The following is an 18,439-nucleotide window of genomic DNA, read 5'->3' on the forward strand; positions in this document are numbered from 1 at the left end:
CTACCTCATTCCCCCGCCGGCGGGCCGCGCCGGCGGCACCGGCAGAGCGGCCACCGCCGGTTGCAGCTGCGGGCGCTTCCACTGGATGTCGGTGCCGAGGCGTTGCAGGTAGGCCGTGAGCGCGATGATTTCCTTGTCGTCGAGCCCGGTGGGCCCCTGCTGCAGCGCCACTTCGCCGGCAATGGCGGCGGCCTGGGTCCGCATGGCCGCCTCGGCGGTGTCGATCGCGCCCTGGCTATACGGGACGCCGAGCGAGCGCAGGGCGCGCAGCTTCGCGCCGATCAGGCTGGTGTCGAACGGGCTCGTGAGCAGGTGCGGATACCGCGGCATGATCGACCCGGGCGTCGTCGAGTCGGGCCGCGCCATGTGGCGGACGTGCCAGAGCGACGGGTACTTGCCGCCGACGCGATGCAGGTCCGGGCCGGTGCGCTTCGAGCCCCATTGGAAGGGGCGGTCGTAGATGTACTCGCCCGCCTTCGAGTACTCGCCGTAGCGTTCGGTTTCGTAGCGGAACGGCCGGACCATCTGCGAGTGACAGTTGTAGCAGCCCTCCCGCACGTAGATGTCGCGGCCGACCACCTCGAGCGGCGTGTAGGGCGTGACGCTGGCAATCTCCTTCACGTTGCCCTTGACGAAGAACATCGGCACCGTCTCGACCAGCGATCCCACGGCGAGTGCCAATACCACCAGCACGGTGAAGGTCACCAGGCGGCTCTCGAGCATGCGATGGAAGCCGTGCCGGGTCGCGTACTGCAGGCGGTAGAGCGCGTGGTCGTAGGTGCCGGGGGCGGTCACGGCGCCGGGAGCCAACATCGGCTCGAACACCAGCGGCGGCGCGTTCACTTCCGGCTCGTCCGCGAAATTGGCCGGCGCCGACTGGATGGTCTTGAACAGGTTCCAGCACATCATCAGCAGGCCGATGAAGAACACCACGCCGCCCATCAGGCGAACCCAGTAGAGTGGAACCAGCCGCACGACCGTCTCGATGAAGTCCGGGTAGACCAGCCGGCCGTCGGGCTCGAACGCGCGCCACATCGCCCACTGCGTGATGCCCGCCACCCACATCGACACCTGGTAGCTGATCAGGCCGACGGTGGCGATCCAGAAGTGCAGCGTCGCGAGCCTCGTCGAGTAGAGCCCGGTCTTCCACAGCCGAGGCACCGCCCAGTAGAGGATGGCGAACGACAGGAAGGCGTTCCAGCCGAGCGTGCCGGCGTGAACGTGGCCGATGGTCCAGTCGGTGAAGTGCGACACCGCATTCACCGACTTGATCGACATCATCGGGCCTTCGAACGTCGACATCCCGTAGTAGGTGATGGCGACGACCATGAACTTCAGGATCGGGTCCTCGCGGAGCTTGTGCCAAGCGCCGCGCAGCGTGAAGAAGCCGTTGACCATGCCGCCCCATGACGGCATCCACAAGATCAGCGAGAACAGCATGCCCAGAGTGGAGGCCCACTCGGGCACCGCGGAGTAATGCAGGTGGTGCGGCCCCGCCCAGATGTAGACGAACACCAGCGACCAGAAGTGCATGATCGACAGCCGGTAGCTGAACACCGGCCGCTCCGCCGCCTTCGGCAGGTAGTAGTACATCAGCCCCAGGAACGGCGTCGTCAGGAAGAAGGCGACGGCGTTGTGGCCGTACCACCACTGCATCAGCGCGTCCTTGACGCCGGCGTAGGCCGAGTAGCTGCCGAGCCACGAGTACGGCATCACCATGCTGTTGCCGATGTGCAGGATGGCGACGGCGACGATGGTGGCGATGTAGAACCAGATGGCGACGTAGAGGTGCTTCTCGCGGCGAATCGCGATGGTGCCGAAGAAGTTGATCGCGAACGTCACCCACAGCACGGCGATGACGATGTCGAGCAGCCACGGCAGCTCGGCGTACTCCTTGCCCTGGGTGTTGCCGGTGACGAGGGCGACGGCGGCGGCGACGATCAGCAGCTGCCAGCCCCAGAAGTGGAACTTCGACAGGGCGTCGCTGAAGAGGCGCGTTTTCAACAGCCGCTGGCTCGAGTGATAGGTGCCGGCGAAGATGATGTTGCCGCAGAACGCGAAGATGACGGCGTTGGTGTGGAGCGGACGGAGGCGGCCAAACGTCAGGTAGGGCGCCAGGTTCAGCGCCGGCATGAACAACATCGCCGCAATCAGCACGCCGACGAGCATGCCGACGACGGCCCACACCACGGCGGCCAGAAAAAACAGCCGTGGCGTGCGATCGTCGTAACGAACGGTGTTGCCCATCACGCCCTTGCGCTTTCAGGTGGGTGGTGGGGCATTCAGGACAGTCGTTCAGCAAGACTTGTTCCGTCGAGCTGGGGACCCTCCCCGGGGGAAAACGCGGGTACAAACGCGGGAAAATTCGCAGCGCTCTGGAAATCTTCGCGGTCCGGGAAGCCCGGCTGGATATACTTCGTGACAAATTGCAGCGGCCGACAGGAGGCTTCTAATGTGCGATCAGGACCATTTCGACGACGACCTGAAGGAATACATCTCGCGCGGCGCGGTGACGCGGCGTGAGCTTGGGGCGCTGGCGTTCGGCGCGGGCATGGCGTTCGTGCTGCCGCGGGCGGCCAACGCGCAGGCCGTGCGCGAGTCCGAAGTCAAGGTAACGACGCCGGACGGCGTCGCCGACTGTTACTTCGTCCACCCGGCCACCGGCGCGCATGCCGGCGTCATCGTGTGGCCCGACATTCTTGGGCTGCGTCCGGCCTTCCGGCAAATGGGCAAGCGCCTTGCCGAGTCGGGCTATTCGGTGCTGGTCGTGAACCCCTTCTATCGCCAGAAACCCGCGCCCGTCGTCCCGACCGGCGCACAGTTTTCGGATCCCGAGGTCCGCAAGACGGTGATGGGGCTGGCGGGCAACCTGAACGCCACCACGCACGTGACCGACGCCAAGGCGTTTGTCGCGTTCCTGGATGCGCAGGCTGCGGTCGACAAGCGCAAGAAGATCGGCACGACGGGTTATTGCATGGGCGGGCCCATCGTCATGCGCACCGCAGCGGCGGTTCCAGACCGCATCGGCGCCGGCGCGTCGTTCCACGGCGGCGGCCTGGTCACCACGGACCCCACCAGCCCGCACCTGCTGGTTCCCACCATGAAGGCGCAGTTCCTGTTCGCCATTGCCGAGAACGACGACCAGCGGGAACCGGATGCGAAGACCGTGTTGAAAGACACCTACGCCAAGGCCAATCTCCCCGCGGAGATCGAGGTCTACTCCGGCGCCGCGCACGGCTGGTGCCCGCCCGACTCGGCGGTCTACAACGAGAAGCAGGCCGAGCGGGCGTGGAGCCGCCTGCTGGTGCTGTTCGGCAAGGCGTTGGCGTAGACCCGTAGCTGACAGGGATGACGATCCAGTCGCCCTTCAAGCAGCCAGGACTGGGCAAAGGCACCCAGGAGTGGGAACCGCGAGGGGCCTTCGGGCGCGCGGTGAAGTCAGCACTCGAGGTTGCTGAGGTGGGCGCGATGGCACTCGTCAGCCTGGCCGCCTTTGTCTTCCAGTGGACCGTGCTCATCGCGTTCGGCGTCGTGGTGCTGGCGGCGGCGACTTACGCGGTCTGGCAGGGCGTACCCGTCGTCTGGACGGCACTGTTCGATGCGATGAGCGCCGGCGTGAACGCGGGGACAGCGATAGCGGCAGGACTCCAGATGCCGTTCACCGAGTTCATCGCCAACGCCGCCATGGGGGCGTTCGTCGGATTGGTGATCGGCGTATTGCGCTATCGCGAGCGGCGGCACTCATCGTTAGCGCAGCGGGTCGTCGAAATCCTTGGGGAGCCAGAGCTTCTGTCGGTTCAGCGCCTGGGCGTCTCCACGGTGGCCGGACACATGATCGCAGGAGTTGTCGCTGGATTTTTGATGGCGTGGCTGGGCTTTCCATCCTGGGGTTCGGCAGGGGGCCTCGAAGCCCTCCGCGATACTCCGGTTGTGGTCTGGGCGATCGGCGCCGGATCGGGGTTCGGCGGAGGTTTTGGTGGAGCGTTCCCCTTCGATTGGGCCGCGTTTATCCGGCTGATTCTCGCGGTTTTGACGATTTGCGCGGTTCTCACCGCGACGAGCCTCGCGCTCGCAACCGTAGCGGTGGCCGCAATCGCCGGCCTGATCTACGGGACGTCGCAGGCGATCACGGTGACGCTGGCCTTGGCCTTGACGCCTCAACTCCCGGACCATCCCTTTCGCGATGGGAAGGTCTACATGCCGGAGCGGGTTCACGCCGAGCTTTCGAACGACGCGGCCCGCAGCACCATGATCGGTGGCGCGGCGTACACCGGAGCGATCACCGGGCTGCTGACCGCCACGCTGATTACCGTCTGGGAGTTGCTGACGGCCTTGGCGAACTGACCGGCGCGAGGTCGAGTACTACTTACCCATCGCCTTGTTGATCGCGTCCACCGTCAGCTTGGCGCGCAGCTCGGCGATCTTCTTTCCCATCTCCAGCGTCTTGCTCATGGGCAACAGGCTGACGCCGTTGATCGTGGTGCGGTTGGCCTTGGTGCGCTCGTCGATGCGGATGGTCTTCGGGTCGTACAGCGCCATCAACGCGTCGATGCCGTACTCCTCGTGGATCTTGTCGGAGCCCTGGCTGGCGCCAATCTCGATCTGCTCGGGGATGCCGCTGGCCTGCAGCATCTTCTGCACCGACGCGTAGTCGTAGTACTCGGGGATGAAGATGAACCGGGTGCCCGCCGCCTTGAATTTCTCGTCGAGCGTGGCCGCCACTTCTTTCATGGCGCCCTGGTTGCCGCCGCTGTCGCCCATCAGGATCACTTTCGTGAAGCCCATGCCCTTGAGGCTCATGGCCATGTCGGTCAGCACGGCGCGATAGGTGGCCTGCGACAGGAACACGCTGCCGGGCGCGACGCGGTCGCCGTCGGGCCGGCCGGGTTCGAGGGTCACAATCGGCGCCACGAGGGCATTCCCCAACTTGCGCGCAATCGCATCGCCCATCACCTTGAGCACGAAGTTGTGCTTGCCGGTGGCCAGGTGCGGGCCGTTGGATTCAACGCCGCCGGTGAGGATGAGGCCCGTGGTCTTGCCCGCCTTGATGGCGTCGCGCACTTCCATCCAGGTCAGTTCCTCGGTCCACACGCTGTCGAGCGCGGCAATCGGCCGCGGGGCGATCATTTCCGCCTCGCGCCGCTTGGCGGCTTCCGCCTGCTGTTCCGGCGTGAGCTGCGGCCGCTGCGGACGCGCCCCCGGCGCCTGGGCGGCGACACTGACCGTGAACATGCAGACAGCGATGACAACGCGCACGAGTAGTTTCATAAGGGGCTCCACCGGCGATATTTTACTCACAGGACGCCACCGCCGACACAGGCAATGAGCGATAATCCCGGCTCATGACGTGCACACGCTCGTTCGCGGCCCTGGTGGCCGGCTTGCTCCTGCCCCTGGTGGCCGCCGCTCAAGGGGCGACCGCCAAGGCCGACCCCAAGTCGCCCACCTCCGATCGGCTGCCGATCTACGAGATCGATCCGACCTGGCCGCCGACGCTGCCTAACGATTGGATCCTCGGCGACATCCGCGGGTTGTTCGTGGACGATCGCGATCACCTCTGGGTGATCCACATGCCGTCGAGCCTCACCGATCAGGAGATCGGCGCGGCCTCGAAGCCGCCGATTGCCGACTGCTGCCTTCCCGCACCGCCGGTCCTCGAACTGGACGCCGAGGGCAAGGTGTTGCGCACATGGGGCGGACCCGGCGACGGCTACACCTGGTTCAAGCAGGAACACGGCATCTACATCGACCACAACGGCTTCGTCTGGATGGGCACCAGCAACGGCATGCACGTGATGAAGTTCACGCAGGACGGCAAGCACGTGATGACCATCGGCGAGCCCGGCGTCAACAAGGGCAGCAACGATCCGGATCACCTGGGTGGACCGGCCAATTTCTACGTCGAGCCGAAGACCAATGAGCTGTTCATCGCCGACGGCTACATCAACAAGCGGGTCGTGGTCTACGACGCCGCGACCGGGAAGTACAAGCGGCATTGGGGCGCCTACGGTAAGCGTCCGGACGACACGCAAAAGTACGCGTATCCGGTGAAGCCCGACAGTCCCCCGCAGCAGTACTCCACGTTGCACGGCCTCGTCGGATCCAAGGACGGCCTCATCTATGTCTCGGATCGCCGCGGCAACCGCATCCAGGTATTCCGCCAGAACGGCGAGTACCTGATGGAGCGGTTCGTGCGTCCGGAAACCGGCGGGTCGGGGAGCGGCTTCAGCCTGCAGTTTTCGCGCGACGCGGAACAGAGCCTGCTCTACCTGATCGACGGCACCAACCAGCGCGTGTGGATTCTCCGCAGGAAAGATCTCGCGATTCTCGACCGCTTCGGCAAGCCGGGACGCCAGGCCGGCGAGTTCATCCGCGCGCACATGGTCGCGATTGATTCCAAGAGCCGGATGTACACCGGCGAGGCCGGCAACGGCCGGCGCATGCAGCGCTGGATTCTCAAGGGAACCAGGCCGGCGTCGAGCGTGAAGCCGCCGGTCGCAGCCGGCACTCCGAAGTAACGGGCGACTACGCCTGGTGCGAGATCTGTCCGCCAACGACGGTGCGGACGATCTGGATGTCCTTGATCTTCTCGACATCGATCGTGTGCGGGTCGCTGGCCAGCACCACGTAGTCCGCGAGCTTGCCGGGGGTGATCGATCCCTTGATCGCCTCCTCGCCTGACGCCCACGCGCCGTTGTAGGTATTGACGGCGATCGCCTCGCTGACGCTGATGCGCTGGTTGGCGCCCCACACCTTGCCGTCCCAGCCCTTGCGCGTGACCATGCCCTGGATGCCCATCAGTGCCGCAAACGGTCCCGGGCTGAAATCCGACCCGGCGCACGCGTAGACGCTCGCGTCGAGCAGCGAGCGGAACGCCATGCAGTTCTTCATCAGCTCCTCGCCGTAGTACACGAACTTATCCGGGTTGTAGAAGGCGTAGGTCGTGAACAACGCCGGCACGGCACCGAGCGCCTTGATCCGCGCGACCAGAGCGGGATTCACCTGCGTGCAGTGCGTAATCTTCGGCCGCGCGTTGGCGCGGGGCGCGAGCGTGAGCGCGCGTTCCATGGCGGTGAGATACATGTCGATGGCGACGTCGCCGTTGGCGTGGCAGTTCACTTGAATACCGGCGCGGTGCACCCGTTCCACCCACGTGTTCAGGGTGTCTTGCGTCTCGGTGACGTTGCCCTTGTAGGGCGGCGTCACGCCAGGATACGGCGTGCTGAGCGCCATGGTGCGTTCCGAGAACGAGCCGTCCACGGTGTGTTCGGAGGTGGCGCCGAACTTGATCCACTCGTCGCCGAAGCCGGTCTGGATGCCGGCCGAGATCATCGCCTCGAGCACGCGGCCGCCGGCTTCGTAGCTGATGCGGTGCTTGAGCTCGCCTCGGGCGCGCACGTCCTGCATGGCCTGCAGGTTGCCGCCCTCGTGGTGCACGCTGGTGAGACCGTAGCGCGCGAACTGCTTCGAGATGTGGGCGATGCCGTCGCGGGCGCGCTGCTCGGCCTGCTCCGCCGTATAGGTGCGCCGGGTGCCCACCTTGTTGAACGGCGCCGACGCCAGGTCGGTGACCCGCCCGTTCAGCTGCCCGTTCGCGTCCTTGTCGTAGGTGCCGCCCATCGGGTTGGGCGTGTCCTTGGTGATGCCGGCCATGGCGAAGGCCTTGCTGTTGTAGAAATAGGTGTGGCCGCCGCGATGGCGGACGATCACCGGATGCTCGGACGACACCTCGTCCAGGTCGCGGATGGTCAACTGCCGCTTGTCGCTGACCTTGGTGTCGTCGAAGAAGTAGCCCTCGACCCACGTCCCCGGCGGCGTCGCCTGCGCCCGCTCGCGCAGCTTGCCGATGACGCTGCGGATGCTGACGAACTCGACCTCGAAGGGATTGCCGACCAGCACTTCGTTCAGCAGCACTTCCCCGCCGGCGTGGTTGTGGCAGTCGATGAAGCCCGGGACGATGGTCATGCCCTTGGCGTCGAAGGTCTGCGTGTTCTTGCCGGTGAGGCCGCGAATGTCACTGCTCGAGCCGATGGCGACGAAACGCCCGCCGGCGACGGCAAACGCCTCGGCCCGGGGCGCCCGCGGGTCCATGGTGTAGACCGTGGCATTCACCACGATCAGATCGGGATCCGGTCCGCCGGCTCCGGCAATCTGCGGCGCGGCCGCTGACTGGGCATGGGCAATCAGCTCCGGCGCCCCGGCGATGGCGGCAACGGCGGCGCTGCCGGCGTTGATGAACTGTCGGCGATCCACCTTCGCCGGCGGCTTCGGCGGGACAAGTTGGGGGCGGGTAGGCTTCATGGCGAGGCCGATCCTACACGCGTTTGACCATTATCCGGCGACGGGTCAGAATGGTTTCGTGCGCCGCCTGATACTGCTCGCGATCGGCCTGTCCGCGCTCCTGTGGACAGTGGCCGCCCGCTCGGGTCCGAACCCCTCGCAGGACCTCGTCAAGATGTCCGGGGTCGAGTCTCGCTCGGTTTCCGGCGACTCGCAGGGGCCGATCGATCCAAACCAGCAGTGGCGTGCCCAGCACGACGCCGTGGCCCCCACGGCCGAATCGGTCTGGAAGTCAGCGCCGGTGCATGCCGCTCTCGCCGCGACGCGCTCGCCGCGCACGTTCGAAACGGCCCTCGCCGTCAGCTCGCCGGATCCACCGGCTTCTCCCGCACCACCCTACCTCCGCCATACGCCGCTCCTGATCTGAACCGCCGCCGTTAGTTCGCGGTCACCCAACTACAGGTGTGTCTTCGTTCGGACAGGAGGATCGGTCATGGCTACGTCTTCATTCGGCGTGAGCACGCGCAATCGCGTGCTCACCATCATTGGTGTCATTGCGCTTTCGCTCTGGGTCATCTATCCGATTCAGAACTCGCTCAAGCTCGGCCTCGACCTGAACGGCGGCGTGCAGCTCGTGCTGCGGGTCAAGGCCGACGAGGCCCTGGCGCGGCAGCCGCAAGCCGGGGTCACACCCGCCGCCATCGTCGAGCAGGCGCTGCGCACCGTCGAGCGGCGGGTCAATGAACTGGGCGTCGCCGAACCGGTGATTCAGCGCTACACGGCGGCCGACCAGATCCTGGTGGAGCTGCCCGGCGTCTCGGACGTCGATCGCGCCAAGCAGATCATCAAGTCAACGGCGCAGTTGCGGTTGACCCTGGTCGATCAAGGACCCTTCCCAACCCGCGAGGCCGCGCTCCTGGCCTACAACAACGCGCTGCCGTCCGACCTCGAGGTATTGCCGGGACCAGCCAACCCCGGCGAACCTGACAGCACGCTGTTCTACGTCGTCCACCGAGTGCCGGCCGTGGCGGGCATTGACCTGCGCAGTGCCAGGCAGTCGCTCGACCAGAACAACCGGCCCGCGGTCGGCTTCACGCTCAAGCCCGACGCGGCGCGGCGGTTTGGCGAATTCACCGCGAGCAACATCAATCGGCCGCTGGCGACGGTGCTCGACAACCTCGTGACGTCGGTCGCGACCATCGAGTCGCGCATCGATGACGAGGGTCAGATTTCAGGCGTCAGCCGGGAGGAGATGGTCCAGCAGGTGATTACCCTGAACTCGGGCGCGCTGCCGGCGGACCTGGAATACGTCGAGGAACGCACCATTGGCGCCAGCCTTGGCGCCGCCTCCGTTCGCGCCGGCGTGCTGGCGTCGCTCGGCGGGCTCGGCCTGGTACTGGTGTTCATGCTTGGCTACTACCGCCTGGCCGGCCTCAACGCGCTGACGTCGGTGGTGTTGAACCTGCTGATCCTGCTGGCGCTGATGGCCTACCTCCCGGTGACGCTCACGCTGCCGGGCATTGCCGGGTTGATCCTGACCATTGGCATGGGCGTCGACTCGAACGTACTGATCTTCGAGCGGATCAAGGAGGAACTGGCGGCATCCCAGGCCCCGCGCGCGGCCGTGAAAGCCGCGTTCACGCGCGTGTGGCTGACGCTCGTTGACACGCACGTGACCTCGCTGATCGCGGCGGCATTCCTGTTCCAGTTCGGCACCAGTGCCATTCGCGGCTTTGCGACGACGCTCGCCATTGGCTTGCTGGCAAACGTCTTCACGTCGGTGTTCGTGTCGCGGACGATGTTCGAGGTGGCGCTCAGAGGGAAAGGAGCCGGCGGCACCCTGAGCATTGGCACCTCGCAACTGTTTGCCCACACGCGCGCCAACTTCACGCGCTGGCGCTGGCACGCCGTGGCCATCTCCCTCGCCATTGTCCTGGCCGGTGTGACGGCGGTGGCGACCAAGGGGCTTCCGCTCGGCATCGACTTCACCGGCGGCACGTTGGCCGTGGTGGAATTCAAGCAGGACGGCGTTACCGAGGAACAGGTGCGGGCGGCGGTCGCGCCGTTGCCGGGCGACGAGGTCGTGCAGCGCTACGGCGCCGCTGCCGACCGTCAGTTCATGATCCGGCTGCCGTTGGCCTCGTCTGGCGACGGTGCCCTGGAGGCAACGGTCCAGCAGATCCGACAGGCGTTGCAGACGGCGGGCCTGCCTGAGTTCACATTCCAGAAGCGGGAGTTGGTAAGCGCCATGGTCGGCGACGATCTGCAGCGCCGCGGGGTCTACGCGGTGGCCGCCTCGCTTGCGGCCATCGCGCTTTACATCGGCATCCGGTTCCGCTTCGCGTTTGCGACGGGTGCCATCGCCGCCACGTTGCACGACGTGCTGGTCACGCTGGCGTGCCTCTCGCTGGGCGGCTACGACCTGACACTGAACGTTGTCGCGGCGTTGCTGACCATCATTGGCTACTCGGTCAACGACACCATCGTGATCTTCGACCGCGTGCGCGAGAACGCGAAGCAGAAGCCCGTGCAGGGGCTCGACGCGGTGGTCAACCTGAGCGTGAACCAGACCCTGTCGCGGACCGTGATCACCGCCGGGACGACATTCCTGTCGGTCGTCGCGCTCTACGTCTTTGGCGGTGAAGCGCTGCAGGGATTTGCCTTCACGATGCTGGTCGGTATCGTGGCAGGCACTTACTCAACCGTGTTCATCGCCTCGTCGATCGCGATTCTGTTGAGCCAGCGTGTCCGGACACGTGCGCTCTCACTCAGTCGGGAAGGCGGACGACGCGAGATACCAGGGCAAGTTCAACAAGGTTGAACTCGAGGCGTGTGACGTCCCGGCCCTCGGTGAACCGCATCGACATGTGGCCACCGAGGGTCTGGCGCTCAGACACCGCGATCGCGCTGGGCAGGGTGGAGATCTCGAACCGGCGCTCACCCGCCGGGCCGCGTTCGAGCCAGAACAAGCCCAGCGACGCGTCAGCGCCAACCGACAGCCCCCGTCCCGAGAGCGCGTAGCGGGTGCCATCCCACGGACCAAACAACATCACCGCCGACAGCTCACGGCCGGTCCCCGTTTGCGTGATCAAGAGGTCGACAACGGGATTGGAGAAGTCGCCCTGTCCACAGCGCGGACCAAAGCACTCGAGCCGGCGCCAGGAACCGCGCCAGGTGCCGGCGTAGTTGGGCGCGACCCTCACGTTGACCTGCGCTTCGAATTCCGCCAACCGGGCGATCACGCTGACGTCGGCGGGACTCCGCGCGGTCAGCACGCCGCTCGGCGAAATGTCCGCGGCGGCCGCCGGGCTGACGGACCATTGCGGCTGCACCGGTACCAGCGTGCCGTCCGAGTATCGCCCGTTGGCCCGCATAACCAGGCTCGCACCAGCGACCACGAGACTCTCCGGAACGGACACGACGAGTCCGGTCAGCGTCGCCGGCGGCGGGACTGGGTCCTGGTTCTGCGGCGGTGGTGTCGGCGCGGTCGGCGTATTGCGATCGCAGCCGCCCACTGTGCTCAGCGCTGCAAGCAGGAGGAGGACGGACTGCAATCGTTTCATCGGACCCTCGTCACATCGACCAGTTCCCACTCGGTGCGGGCCGGGTCGCGCAAGCCGTGAATCAGCGTCACGCGGCCGGTCAGGCGGTCGGGCGCGGCCAGCGCGGCGCGCCAGCCGGCGATGATGAGCGGGGCCTCGAACCCGCGGCTGTCGTGGGCGGCACCCGCGAAGGCCAGGCTTCCGTCTAAGCCCACCTCCACCGTCTCGGTCAGCAACAGGGTGCTGCCGTCGAGATCCCAGTTGAACCTGACCACTGCAAACAGGCGATCCATGGTCACCGACAGTTGCAGCGGCCGCCGCGTGCCGGGAGGAAACCGCTGGGCGCAGAATGCGGCATCGGGGGAGTCGCAGCTGATCAGGCGCAGCGTTCCAGGCCAGCCGCCGCCGTAGTCGGTGGCCACGCGCACGTTCATGGTGGCCGAGACGCCCTGGTAGACAGCCACGATCGTGGCCCAGCCATTGGCCACGCCGGTGATGCGGCCCTGTGGTGCGCTGCTCAACACCGCAGGGTTGTCGCTAGTCCAAGCGGCCTCGATGTCGCTCAGGCCCTGTGGAGTGACACCGCGAACGCGCATCTGGTGCGACTGCCCGGTCACGAGTGCGGCCTGGGTGCCGCGGCCAATCGTTGAGGCGTCGATCAACAGGAACGAGACCGAGGGCCCCGATGGTGGCGGGACTGGAGCGGTCGGCGAGGTCGGCGACGCCGGCGTCGAGTTGCTACCGCAACCGACACAGGCGGCGAAGAGCACGCACGGCCACCACGACAATATTCGTAACACTACTCAGAATATGGCTTTTGACGTCGTGGGCGGCAAGGTCAGCCGTCGACGGGGTCAGGCGAGCACACTGCAGCCGCGCACGGCCGCGTCAGCGCTTCAGCGCGCCGGCGGCTTCCGCTCGGCGGCGCGGAAGCCGCGCAGCATGTTGGTCAGCGAGTAATTGCCTTCGTGGCAGGCGTATTCGTAAATCCTCTCGCCCGATCGCGTCATCGTCAGTTCGCCTTTCCAACGCTGGGTGAACGCGGTCGGGTTGTCGATCTCGAACTGGTAGAGCAGCGTATCGGCGTCGAACAGGCGAAAGCGTTCGATGACGTGCAGGTTGCGGTCCCAACCGAAGTTGCCGCCGGCGTCACCGTAGAAGCCGCCGCCATCGTTGAAGTTCGTGGTGTCGACGACCAACGTGTCGCCCTCCCAGCGTCCGATCGAGTCTCCCAACCACGAGCGCATGGCCGATGGCAGGTGCGGACGGCCGTCGAGATGAATGACTCGCGCGTCGTGGATCATTTCGGCATGAACCAGGACGGCATCCTTGGTCTGCACGATCTGGTAGTTGCTGTTGTAGGAATACGGCAGCATGGGCGGCCCGGCGGTGAGGAACGTCAGGCATTGATCCTGGAGGCCCAGGTCTTCCGGATTCTCGAACTTCTTCAGGCCGTCGAGCCGTCGCCGCTTGATCTCGGCCGCCGCCGGCGTCAGCGCGGGGATGCGGCCATCGGCAGGGTCCGTGACGATCGACGTCCGAAGCGTCTTGACCACGCGGGTCCCCCACTCGCGGTAGACCGTGTTGTAGGTTCCGGTGCCGGCGCCCTTCGCCGCGGCCTGAGGCGGAGGTTCCGCGTTCCGTTGCGCGAAGTCGTGCTCCCACCGGGCGGCCTCTTCAGGCGTAAAGAACGGCTTGTCTTTCAGCTCCCGTGGACGTTCGAGGGGCGTCGCGGTCGCCGAATTCCAGACACCCTCGAAGTCAGGCCGGCGGTCGCCGTTGCCCCGCTGGCCCGAGACCAGGGTCGAAGCCAGAACGAGGATGGCCACCAGGCGAAGACAGAACTTCCGCATGGACTAGATTCTAGGCGTTCTACCTCAAATCGTCATCGCGCGCCCTGGGTCGATCAGTGCGGCACGTCGCGCCGGCAACCAACTGGCGGCCACGACCACCACCAGGAGCACGGCAACGGCGGTCGCGAGCGTGACCGGATCCTGCGGCGCCACGCCAAAGAGCATCGTGCGCGCAAGACGGCTGCTGGCCGCCGCACCAACCATACCGATCGTGCCGCCGGCGACGGCGAGCACCAGCGATTCCATCACGATCGACCGGGCGACGCGGCGCGGTGACGCCCCGAGCGCCATCCGCAGCGCGATTTCACGACGCCGCAGCAGCACGGTGTAGGCGAGCAGGGCGTAAACGCCACCGGCCGCCGTGATCAGCCCGCCAACCGCGAACAGCGTAATCAGCAGCATGGCGAATCGATCCAGCTGCACGGCATCGCCGAGCAGCTGGTCCATCGTGGTCACCGAGTGGACGGGTTGATCGGGATCGACACGCAGCGCGGCGGCACGGGCCATCTGGGCGACGGTGTTGGGATCGAGGGTCGTGCGAGCAATCACGTTCAGGACGAGGTACGGGTTCTGCGCGTGCGGAACGAAGATCTCGGGCACCGGCTCGCTGCGCGGGCCGTCGTAACGGGCGTCGCCCACCACGCCCACCACCTCATAGGGATATGGTCCGCGTTGGTAGTCGAGAACCAGGTGGCGCCCAATCGGGTTTTCATCACCCCACGTGTTTCGCGCGAGCTTCTGATTGATGATCACCACGCGCGGCGCCTCAGCGTCATCACGGTCCGTAAACTCGCGTCCGGCCATCACGGGCAGGCCCAGCGTGCCGAAGTATCCAGGTGTCGCCATCCGGATGCTGGCGTCGGCCACCTTCCTGCCTTCAGGGCCGGCCTGCTCGGGCCAGTACGGCCGGGTGAAGTCGGAGCCGATCGTGCTCATCGGCAGGTTCGTGACCGCGGCCACGGACGTAATAGCGGGAACCTCGCGAAGTGAATCGAGCACGCGGCGGTAGTAGCCGGTGGTCTGCGCGCCAGTGCGATAGCGCGCGGCATCAGGCGTGATGCGCAGCACGAGGAGGTTGCGCGTGTCGAAGCCCACGTCCACGCGCCGCAACTCCGCAAATGTCCGGGCCAATAACCCGGCGCCGACGAGCAGCATCACGGCCGCCGCAATCTCGGCCACCACCAGTCCCGCGCGCAGCCGGCCCGCCGCGCTTGCCGAAACGGCGCCGCCGTCCTTGAGCGCACCGGCAATCGGCGTGCGGCTGGCGCGGAAGGTCGGCACGGCGTTGCCGAGCGCGGTGGCCAGCAGCGCGAGGACGGCTGCGAACGACGCCACTCGTGCGTTCATGGCCACCTCGTGCAGGCGCGGAATCCCGGCGGGCGCGATGGACAGGGCCGCGTCCACCCACCACGTGGTGAGCAGAACGGCGATGACCATGGTCACGATCGCGCTCAACGCGCTTTCGGCGATCAACTGTCGGGTGACGCGGCTCCCGCCGGCGCCGAGGGCGAGGCGGATCGCAATCTCCCTCGCGCGGGCGACCCCCCGCGCAATGGCGAGGCTGGCGACGTTGGCGCACACCAGCAACAGCAGGCAGAACATCGCCGCAAAGACGAGGAGGAGTTCCAGGCGGCTCGTTCGGGACACTTCATCCGCGAGCGGAGACAGCTGAACGGTCCAACCGGCGTTGGTGTCCGGGTGTTCGGCCGCCAGCCCGCTGGCCAGCGCCTGCATGCGCGCTTCGGCGCCGGCGATGGACATCCCGGCTTTCATCCGGCCGACGACGCGCAGAAACCGGGCGTCGCGAGGGGGGCCGTCCGGAAAACGCGGGCGGTACGACACCGGCATGTCCCACGGCGCCCAGAAGGCCGCCGCCGCGTCGGGCACCGCGAAGTCTTCGGGCATGACCCCGATCACGCTCCAGTCGCGGCCTTCGATGGAGACGGTTCGGCCAACGATCTGTGGATCGGCCCCCAGGGTCTGCCAGAGGCGATAACTCAGCACGACGACCGGTTCGCCGCTGGACGGCTGCCGCGACGTGATCGACGTCGCGCCTTCGTATTCGTCCGCGTGGAACGTGCGCCCGAGCCGTGGCTGACGACGATACACGTCGAAGAAACCGCGCGTGACATGCACCCCGGTGATCGGCGTGCCGCCGTCGCGTCCCCGCAGGGTGGCCGACACCGTCATGGCGGCGGTGATCGCATCGAACGCATCGTTGCGGGCGACCCAGTCGACGACGTTGCCCGGGGACGGCCCTTCGCGCAAGCGGTCCTGGCTGACGTTCGATTCGAACATGACGACGAGCCGACCGGGCTGATCGTAAGGCAGCGGCCGCAGCAGCCCCGCGTCAACGAAGGCGAAGAGCGTGGTCGTGGCCGCGACACCAAGTCCGAGGAGTAGTGACGTGCCGAGCGTGACTCCCGGCGAGCGAACGAGCGCCCGCAGTGCCTGTGCAAGATCGTGCCTGGCTCCGACGAAGACGAGATCCCAGAGCAGCGCGAACCACGTCGTCGCCAGGGCGACGCGCCCGCGCGCGCGGGCGGCGTTGAGCAGTCGTTCGCCGTCCTCGCGGATGTCACGCCGATCACGCGTCATGCGCGAGCCGCCTTTCGCAACGCCCGGCTCGAGCGGGCGTGAGTGACAATCGCCTCGAGGCGCCGCACCTCGGCATCCAGCACGCGCTTCCCGTGTGGGGTGAGCGCAAAGTACCGACGCCGCTCATCGTCTTCATCGGCGGCCGGCCGTTTATCCGACTCCACGATGAAGTCGGTCTTCTCGAGCTCCCGCAGCAAGCCGTACAAGGCTGCCGGCCAGAGGCGAACCTGGCCGTTGGTCCGCCCGGCCACCTCCTGCATGATGCCGTAGCCATGCCGGGGCCCATCTGCCACCGCCAACAGGATGTGGAGAACCTTGGGTTTGAGCGGCAACAGCCGGTCGACGCTTCCAGGCTTGTCTGGCATTGCGCGATATGTATATCAAAGTGTTCACAGTCGTCAATCGCAGCTGAGATTCTCGAACGAAATGGCCACAGCCGTCGCGAGAGAGGGCCGGCCGGATTGTTCAGAATGAGACAGATCTATGGCCGGGACACTGGAAGAGTCGAGCGGGCATCAAGCTGGCGCATGCCATGGGCGCGCACGTGGTGGCGTTCACGACGTCCGAATCCAAACGAGTGGCCGCCTTGGCCCTGGGGGCCAACGAGGTCGCGGTCTCGCGCAACGCCGACGAGATGACGGCCCATGCGAAGAGCTTCCACTTCATCCTCAACACCGTGGCCGCGCCGCACGACCTGGACCCGTTTTTCGGACTGCTCAAGGGCGATGTGAAGTACCGGTTTGTGATCGACAACACTTCGTTGGCAGTCTGATGGCTCCTCCGAAGTTTCCGGCGTGACCTTGACATGTGAGCGTGTACGGCTCAATTGCGATCCCCCGATGCCCTCTGCTGACCCAGGAGGATGGCCGACTTCGCCTTCGCGCGCAGTCCCCTGTCGAACGTGACCGGCGTCAACTGACCGATCGTGGCGAACGCTGCGAGGTATGAATCCGCCCAGTCCTTGGTGGCTGGCTGCCGGCGACGGGTGAGTGCCCGGAAACGAGCCTCGATTTCCGGCGGCTCGTCGACCAGCCCCACGCGGGGATCCTGCAGCCATCGGTCGTAGGCCGCCCACGCCTGCGGCTGGGTCATGACCTCGTCGCCCATCACCGCCTTCGCCGTCAACAACCGCAACAAGCCGAGTTGCGTGAGGCGGCAGAACGTCAGGGTCGCCTCCGACGACAGCGTCCCGAACCACGCGGCCGCAATCGCGTGGTGGACGTGCCCCTCGTAGGTCAGCGCCACCCAGACGTTGATGTCAGGGAAATACGATGTCGTAAATGGCGGCATTGTCGAGGGCCACGGTGCCAGGGCGCTTGGACCGGACGATCGGCAGCGACACGGGAGTTCCGACCTTCCGGCGCTCCGACTTCAGGACCTCCTTGACGCCGCGCAGGATGAGGGTTCTCGTCGAACTGCCCTCACGCGCCGCTCGCGCCTTCAGCTGGCGGTACATTCCGTCCGGAATATCGACAGTCGTGCGCATGGGACCATTCTGCCATATTTATGGCACTGGCACAGACTGTCCAACGAGGGCGCTGGAAGGTCCCTCGCACCGATCGTTGAGGCAGTTGCGGACATCGTCCAGTGCGGCCTTGTCTCCTCGGGCCAGCCTTCGCGCTGGCGCGCTACGGCCCGGCAAGCTGGACTCGCACTAAGTCGTCGGCCGAACGAGCCACCGTTAAGCGCCGTCATCATCAGTGGCGAAGTGCCGCTTTGCGAAGGCGCGGCCCGATCCAGATTTCAGATACCGCTCGAATCGACGAGCGGCCGCCTCGTTGCGGAACCCGATCTGGACAACCAGCGACCAGGGGCGGTAGCCAGTGGTGTATCCGCAAGGCCCGCGGTTATGCCAGTCCAGACGGGCGGCGATATCACTGGTGATGCCGGTGTAGTGCCGGTTCGGGTCAGCATCGCTGCGCAGGATGTAGACGAATCATTTGTCTGCGGTTCCCATGCGCTGGATGACGCAGGAATCGGGCCGCAGGGATTTCGGCCAGAATCCGTGATCGGCTATCGCGCGGTACGCAGTTCTGGCGATGATCGATGCGGATTAGTGTGGCAAAAGGTGCGCCCGAGGTGGTCCGCCTTCGCCCTCTTCGAGGGCTACGGCGAGACAGCCTTCGCCTGTCGTTGTGGTTGTGAGCGTCTGGGCCAGCCCGCAGG

16 protein-coding genes are annotated in these 18,439 nt (G+C 66.2%); 6 read left to right on the top strand and 10 right to left on the bottom strand.

Features of this window, described 5'->3' with window-relative positions; all coding sequences use genetic code 11:
* Window positions 1-2,247: a cytochrome-c oxidase, cbb3-type subunit I gene (gene ccoN, locus WC815_18720; protein MFA5910819.1), complete on the bottom strand. Its 2,247-nt coding sequence runs from the start codon at window positions 2,245-2,247 to the stop codon at window positions 1-3.
* Between the two features lie 205 nt (window positions 2,248-2,452).
* Between ccoN and WC815_18725 the strand changes: the two genes are divergently transcribed.
* Together WC815_18725 and WC815_18730 are read left to right on the top strand one after the other, a co-directional pair.
* Window positions 2,453-3,331 (top strand): dienelactone hydrolase family protein, encoded by an 879-nt coding sequence (locus WC815_18725; protein MFA5910820.1) that lies wholly within the window; start codon window positions 2,453-2,455, stop codon window positions 3,329-3,331.
* Between the two features lie 17 nt (window positions 3,332-3,348).
* Window positions 3,349-4,344, top strand: a complete 996-nt coding sequence (locus WC815_18730) for a hypothetical protein (protein MFA5910821.1) — start codon at window positions 3,349-3,351, stop codon at window positions 4,342-4,344.
* An 18-nt stretch (window positions 4,345-4,362) separates the two neighbouring features.
* Here the strand turns inward: WC815_18730 and WC815_18735 are convergent, their stop codons facing one another.
* Window positions 4,363-5,256, bottom strand: a complete 894-nt coding sequence (locus tag WC815_18735; protein MFA5910822.1) for a creatininase family protein — start codon at window positions 5,254-5,256, stop codon at window positions 4,363-4,365.
* 86 nt (window positions 5,257-5,342) lie between these two features.
* Between WC815_18735 and WC815_18740 the strand changes: the two genes are divergently transcribed.
* A complete protein-coding gene (locus tag WC815_18740) occupies window positions 5,343-6,518 on the top strand; it encodes a hypothetical protein (protein MFA5910823.1) in 1,176 nt (391 codons plus the stop codon).
* A 7-nt stretch (window positions 6,519-6,525) separates the two neighbouring features.
* Here WC815_18740 and WC815_18745 read toward each other — a convergent pair whose 3' ends face one another.
* Window positions 6,526-8,301 (bottom strand): amidohydrolase, encoded by a 1,776-nt coding sequence (locus tag WC815_18745; protein ID MFA5910824.1) that lies wholly within the window; start codon window positions 8,299-8,301, stop codon window positions 6,526-6,528.
* Between the two features lie 58 nt (window positions 8,302-8,359).
* Here WC815_18745 and WC815_18750 point away from each other — a divergent pair, with 58 nt between their 5' ends.
* Both WC815_18750 and secD read left to right on the top strand, forming a co-directional pair.
* On the top strand, window positions 8,360-8,707 hold the full coding sequence (locus tag WC815_18750; GenBank protein ID MFA5910825.1) for a hypothetical protein: 348 nt from the start codon (window positions 8,360-8,362) through the stop codon (window positions 8,705-8,707).
* A gap of 66 nt (window positions 8,708-8,773) precedes the next feature.
* Entirely contained in the window at window positions 8,774-11,101 is a 2,328-nt protein-coding gene (gene secD, locus WC815_18755) for a protein translocase subunit SecD (protein MFA5910826.1), read from the top strand.
* Here the strand turns inward: secD and WC815_18760 are convergent.
* The 5 genes from WC815_18760 to WC815_18780 all read right to left on the bottom strand — a co-directional run bounded on the left by WC815_18760 (window position 11,049) and on the right by WC815_18780 (window position 16,638).
* Window positions 11,049-11,843 (bottom strand): hypothetical protein, encoded by a 795-nt coding sequence (locus WC815_18760; protein ID MFA5910827.1) that lies wholly within the window; start codon window positions 11,841-11,843, stop codon window positions 11,049-11,051. The two genes, secD and WC815_18760, sit on opposite strands and share 53 nt — an antisense overlap.
* Window positions 11,840-12,622, bottom strand: a complete 783-nt coding sequence (locus WC815_18765) for a hypothetical protein (GenBank protein MFA5910828.1) — start codon at window positions 12,620-12,622, stop codon at window positions 11,840-11,842. Before WC815_18765 ends, WC815_18760 begins: the two co-directional genes overlap by 4 nt.
* Window positions 12,623-12,718: 96 nt before the next feature.
* On the bottom strand, window positions 12,719-13,675 hold the full coding sequence (locus WC815_18770; protein MFA5910829.1) for a hypothetical protein: 957 nt from the start codon (window positions 13,673-13,675) through the stop codon (window positions 12,719-12,721).
* Between the two features lie 24 nt (window positions 13,676-13,699).
* Window positions 13,700-16,273 (bottom strand): ABC transporter permease, encoded by a 2,574-nt coding sequence (locus tag WC815_18775; protein MFA5910830.1) that lies wholly within the window; start codon window positions 16,271-16,273, stop codon window positions 13,700-13,702.
* Window positions 16,270-16,638 carry a PadR family transcriptional regulator gene (locus WC815_18780; protein MFA5910831.1) on the bottom strand — a complete coding sequence of 123 codons (369 nt, stop codon included), beginning with the start codon at window positions 16,636-16,638 and terminating at the stop codon, window positions 16,270-16,272. The genes WC815_18775 and WC815_18780 overlap by 4 nt, the downstream gene beginning before the upstream one ends.
* A gap of 155 nt (window positions 16,639-16,793) precedes the next feature.
* Between WC815_18780 and WC815_18785 the strand changes: the two genes are divergently transcribed.
* Window positions 16,794-17,045, top strand: a complete 252-nt coding sequence (locus WC815_18785) for a zinc-binding dehydrogenase (protein MFA5910832.1) — start codon at window positions 16,794-16,796, stop codon at window positions 17,043-17,045.
* Between the two features lie 50 nt (window positions 17,046-17,095).
* Here the strand turns inward: WC815_18785 and WC815_18790 are convergent, their stop codons facing one another.
* Both WC815_18790 and WC815_18795 read right to left on the bottom strand, forming a co-directional pair.
* The gene (locus WC815_18790; GenBank protein MFA5910833.1) at window positions 17,096-17,563 is read right to left on the bottom strand and encodes a TA system VapC family ribonuclease toxin; all 468 of its coding nucleotides are present in this window, start codon (window positions 17,561-17,563) and stop codon (window positions 17,096-17,098) included.
* A complete protein-coding gene (locus WC815_18795) occupies window positions 17,532-17,759 on the bottom strand; it encodes a hypothetical protein (protein MFA5910834.1) in 228 nt (75 codons plus the stop codon). Before WC815_18795 ends, WC815_18790 begins: the two co-directional genes overlap by 32 nt.
* Window positions 17,760-18,439 lie beyond the last annotated feature (680 nt).

The organism is Vicinamibacterales bacterium (genome assembly GCA_041659285.1).
Lineage (GTDB): Bacteria > Acidobacteriota > Vicinamibacteria > Vicinamibacterales > UBA2999 > 12-FULL-67-14b.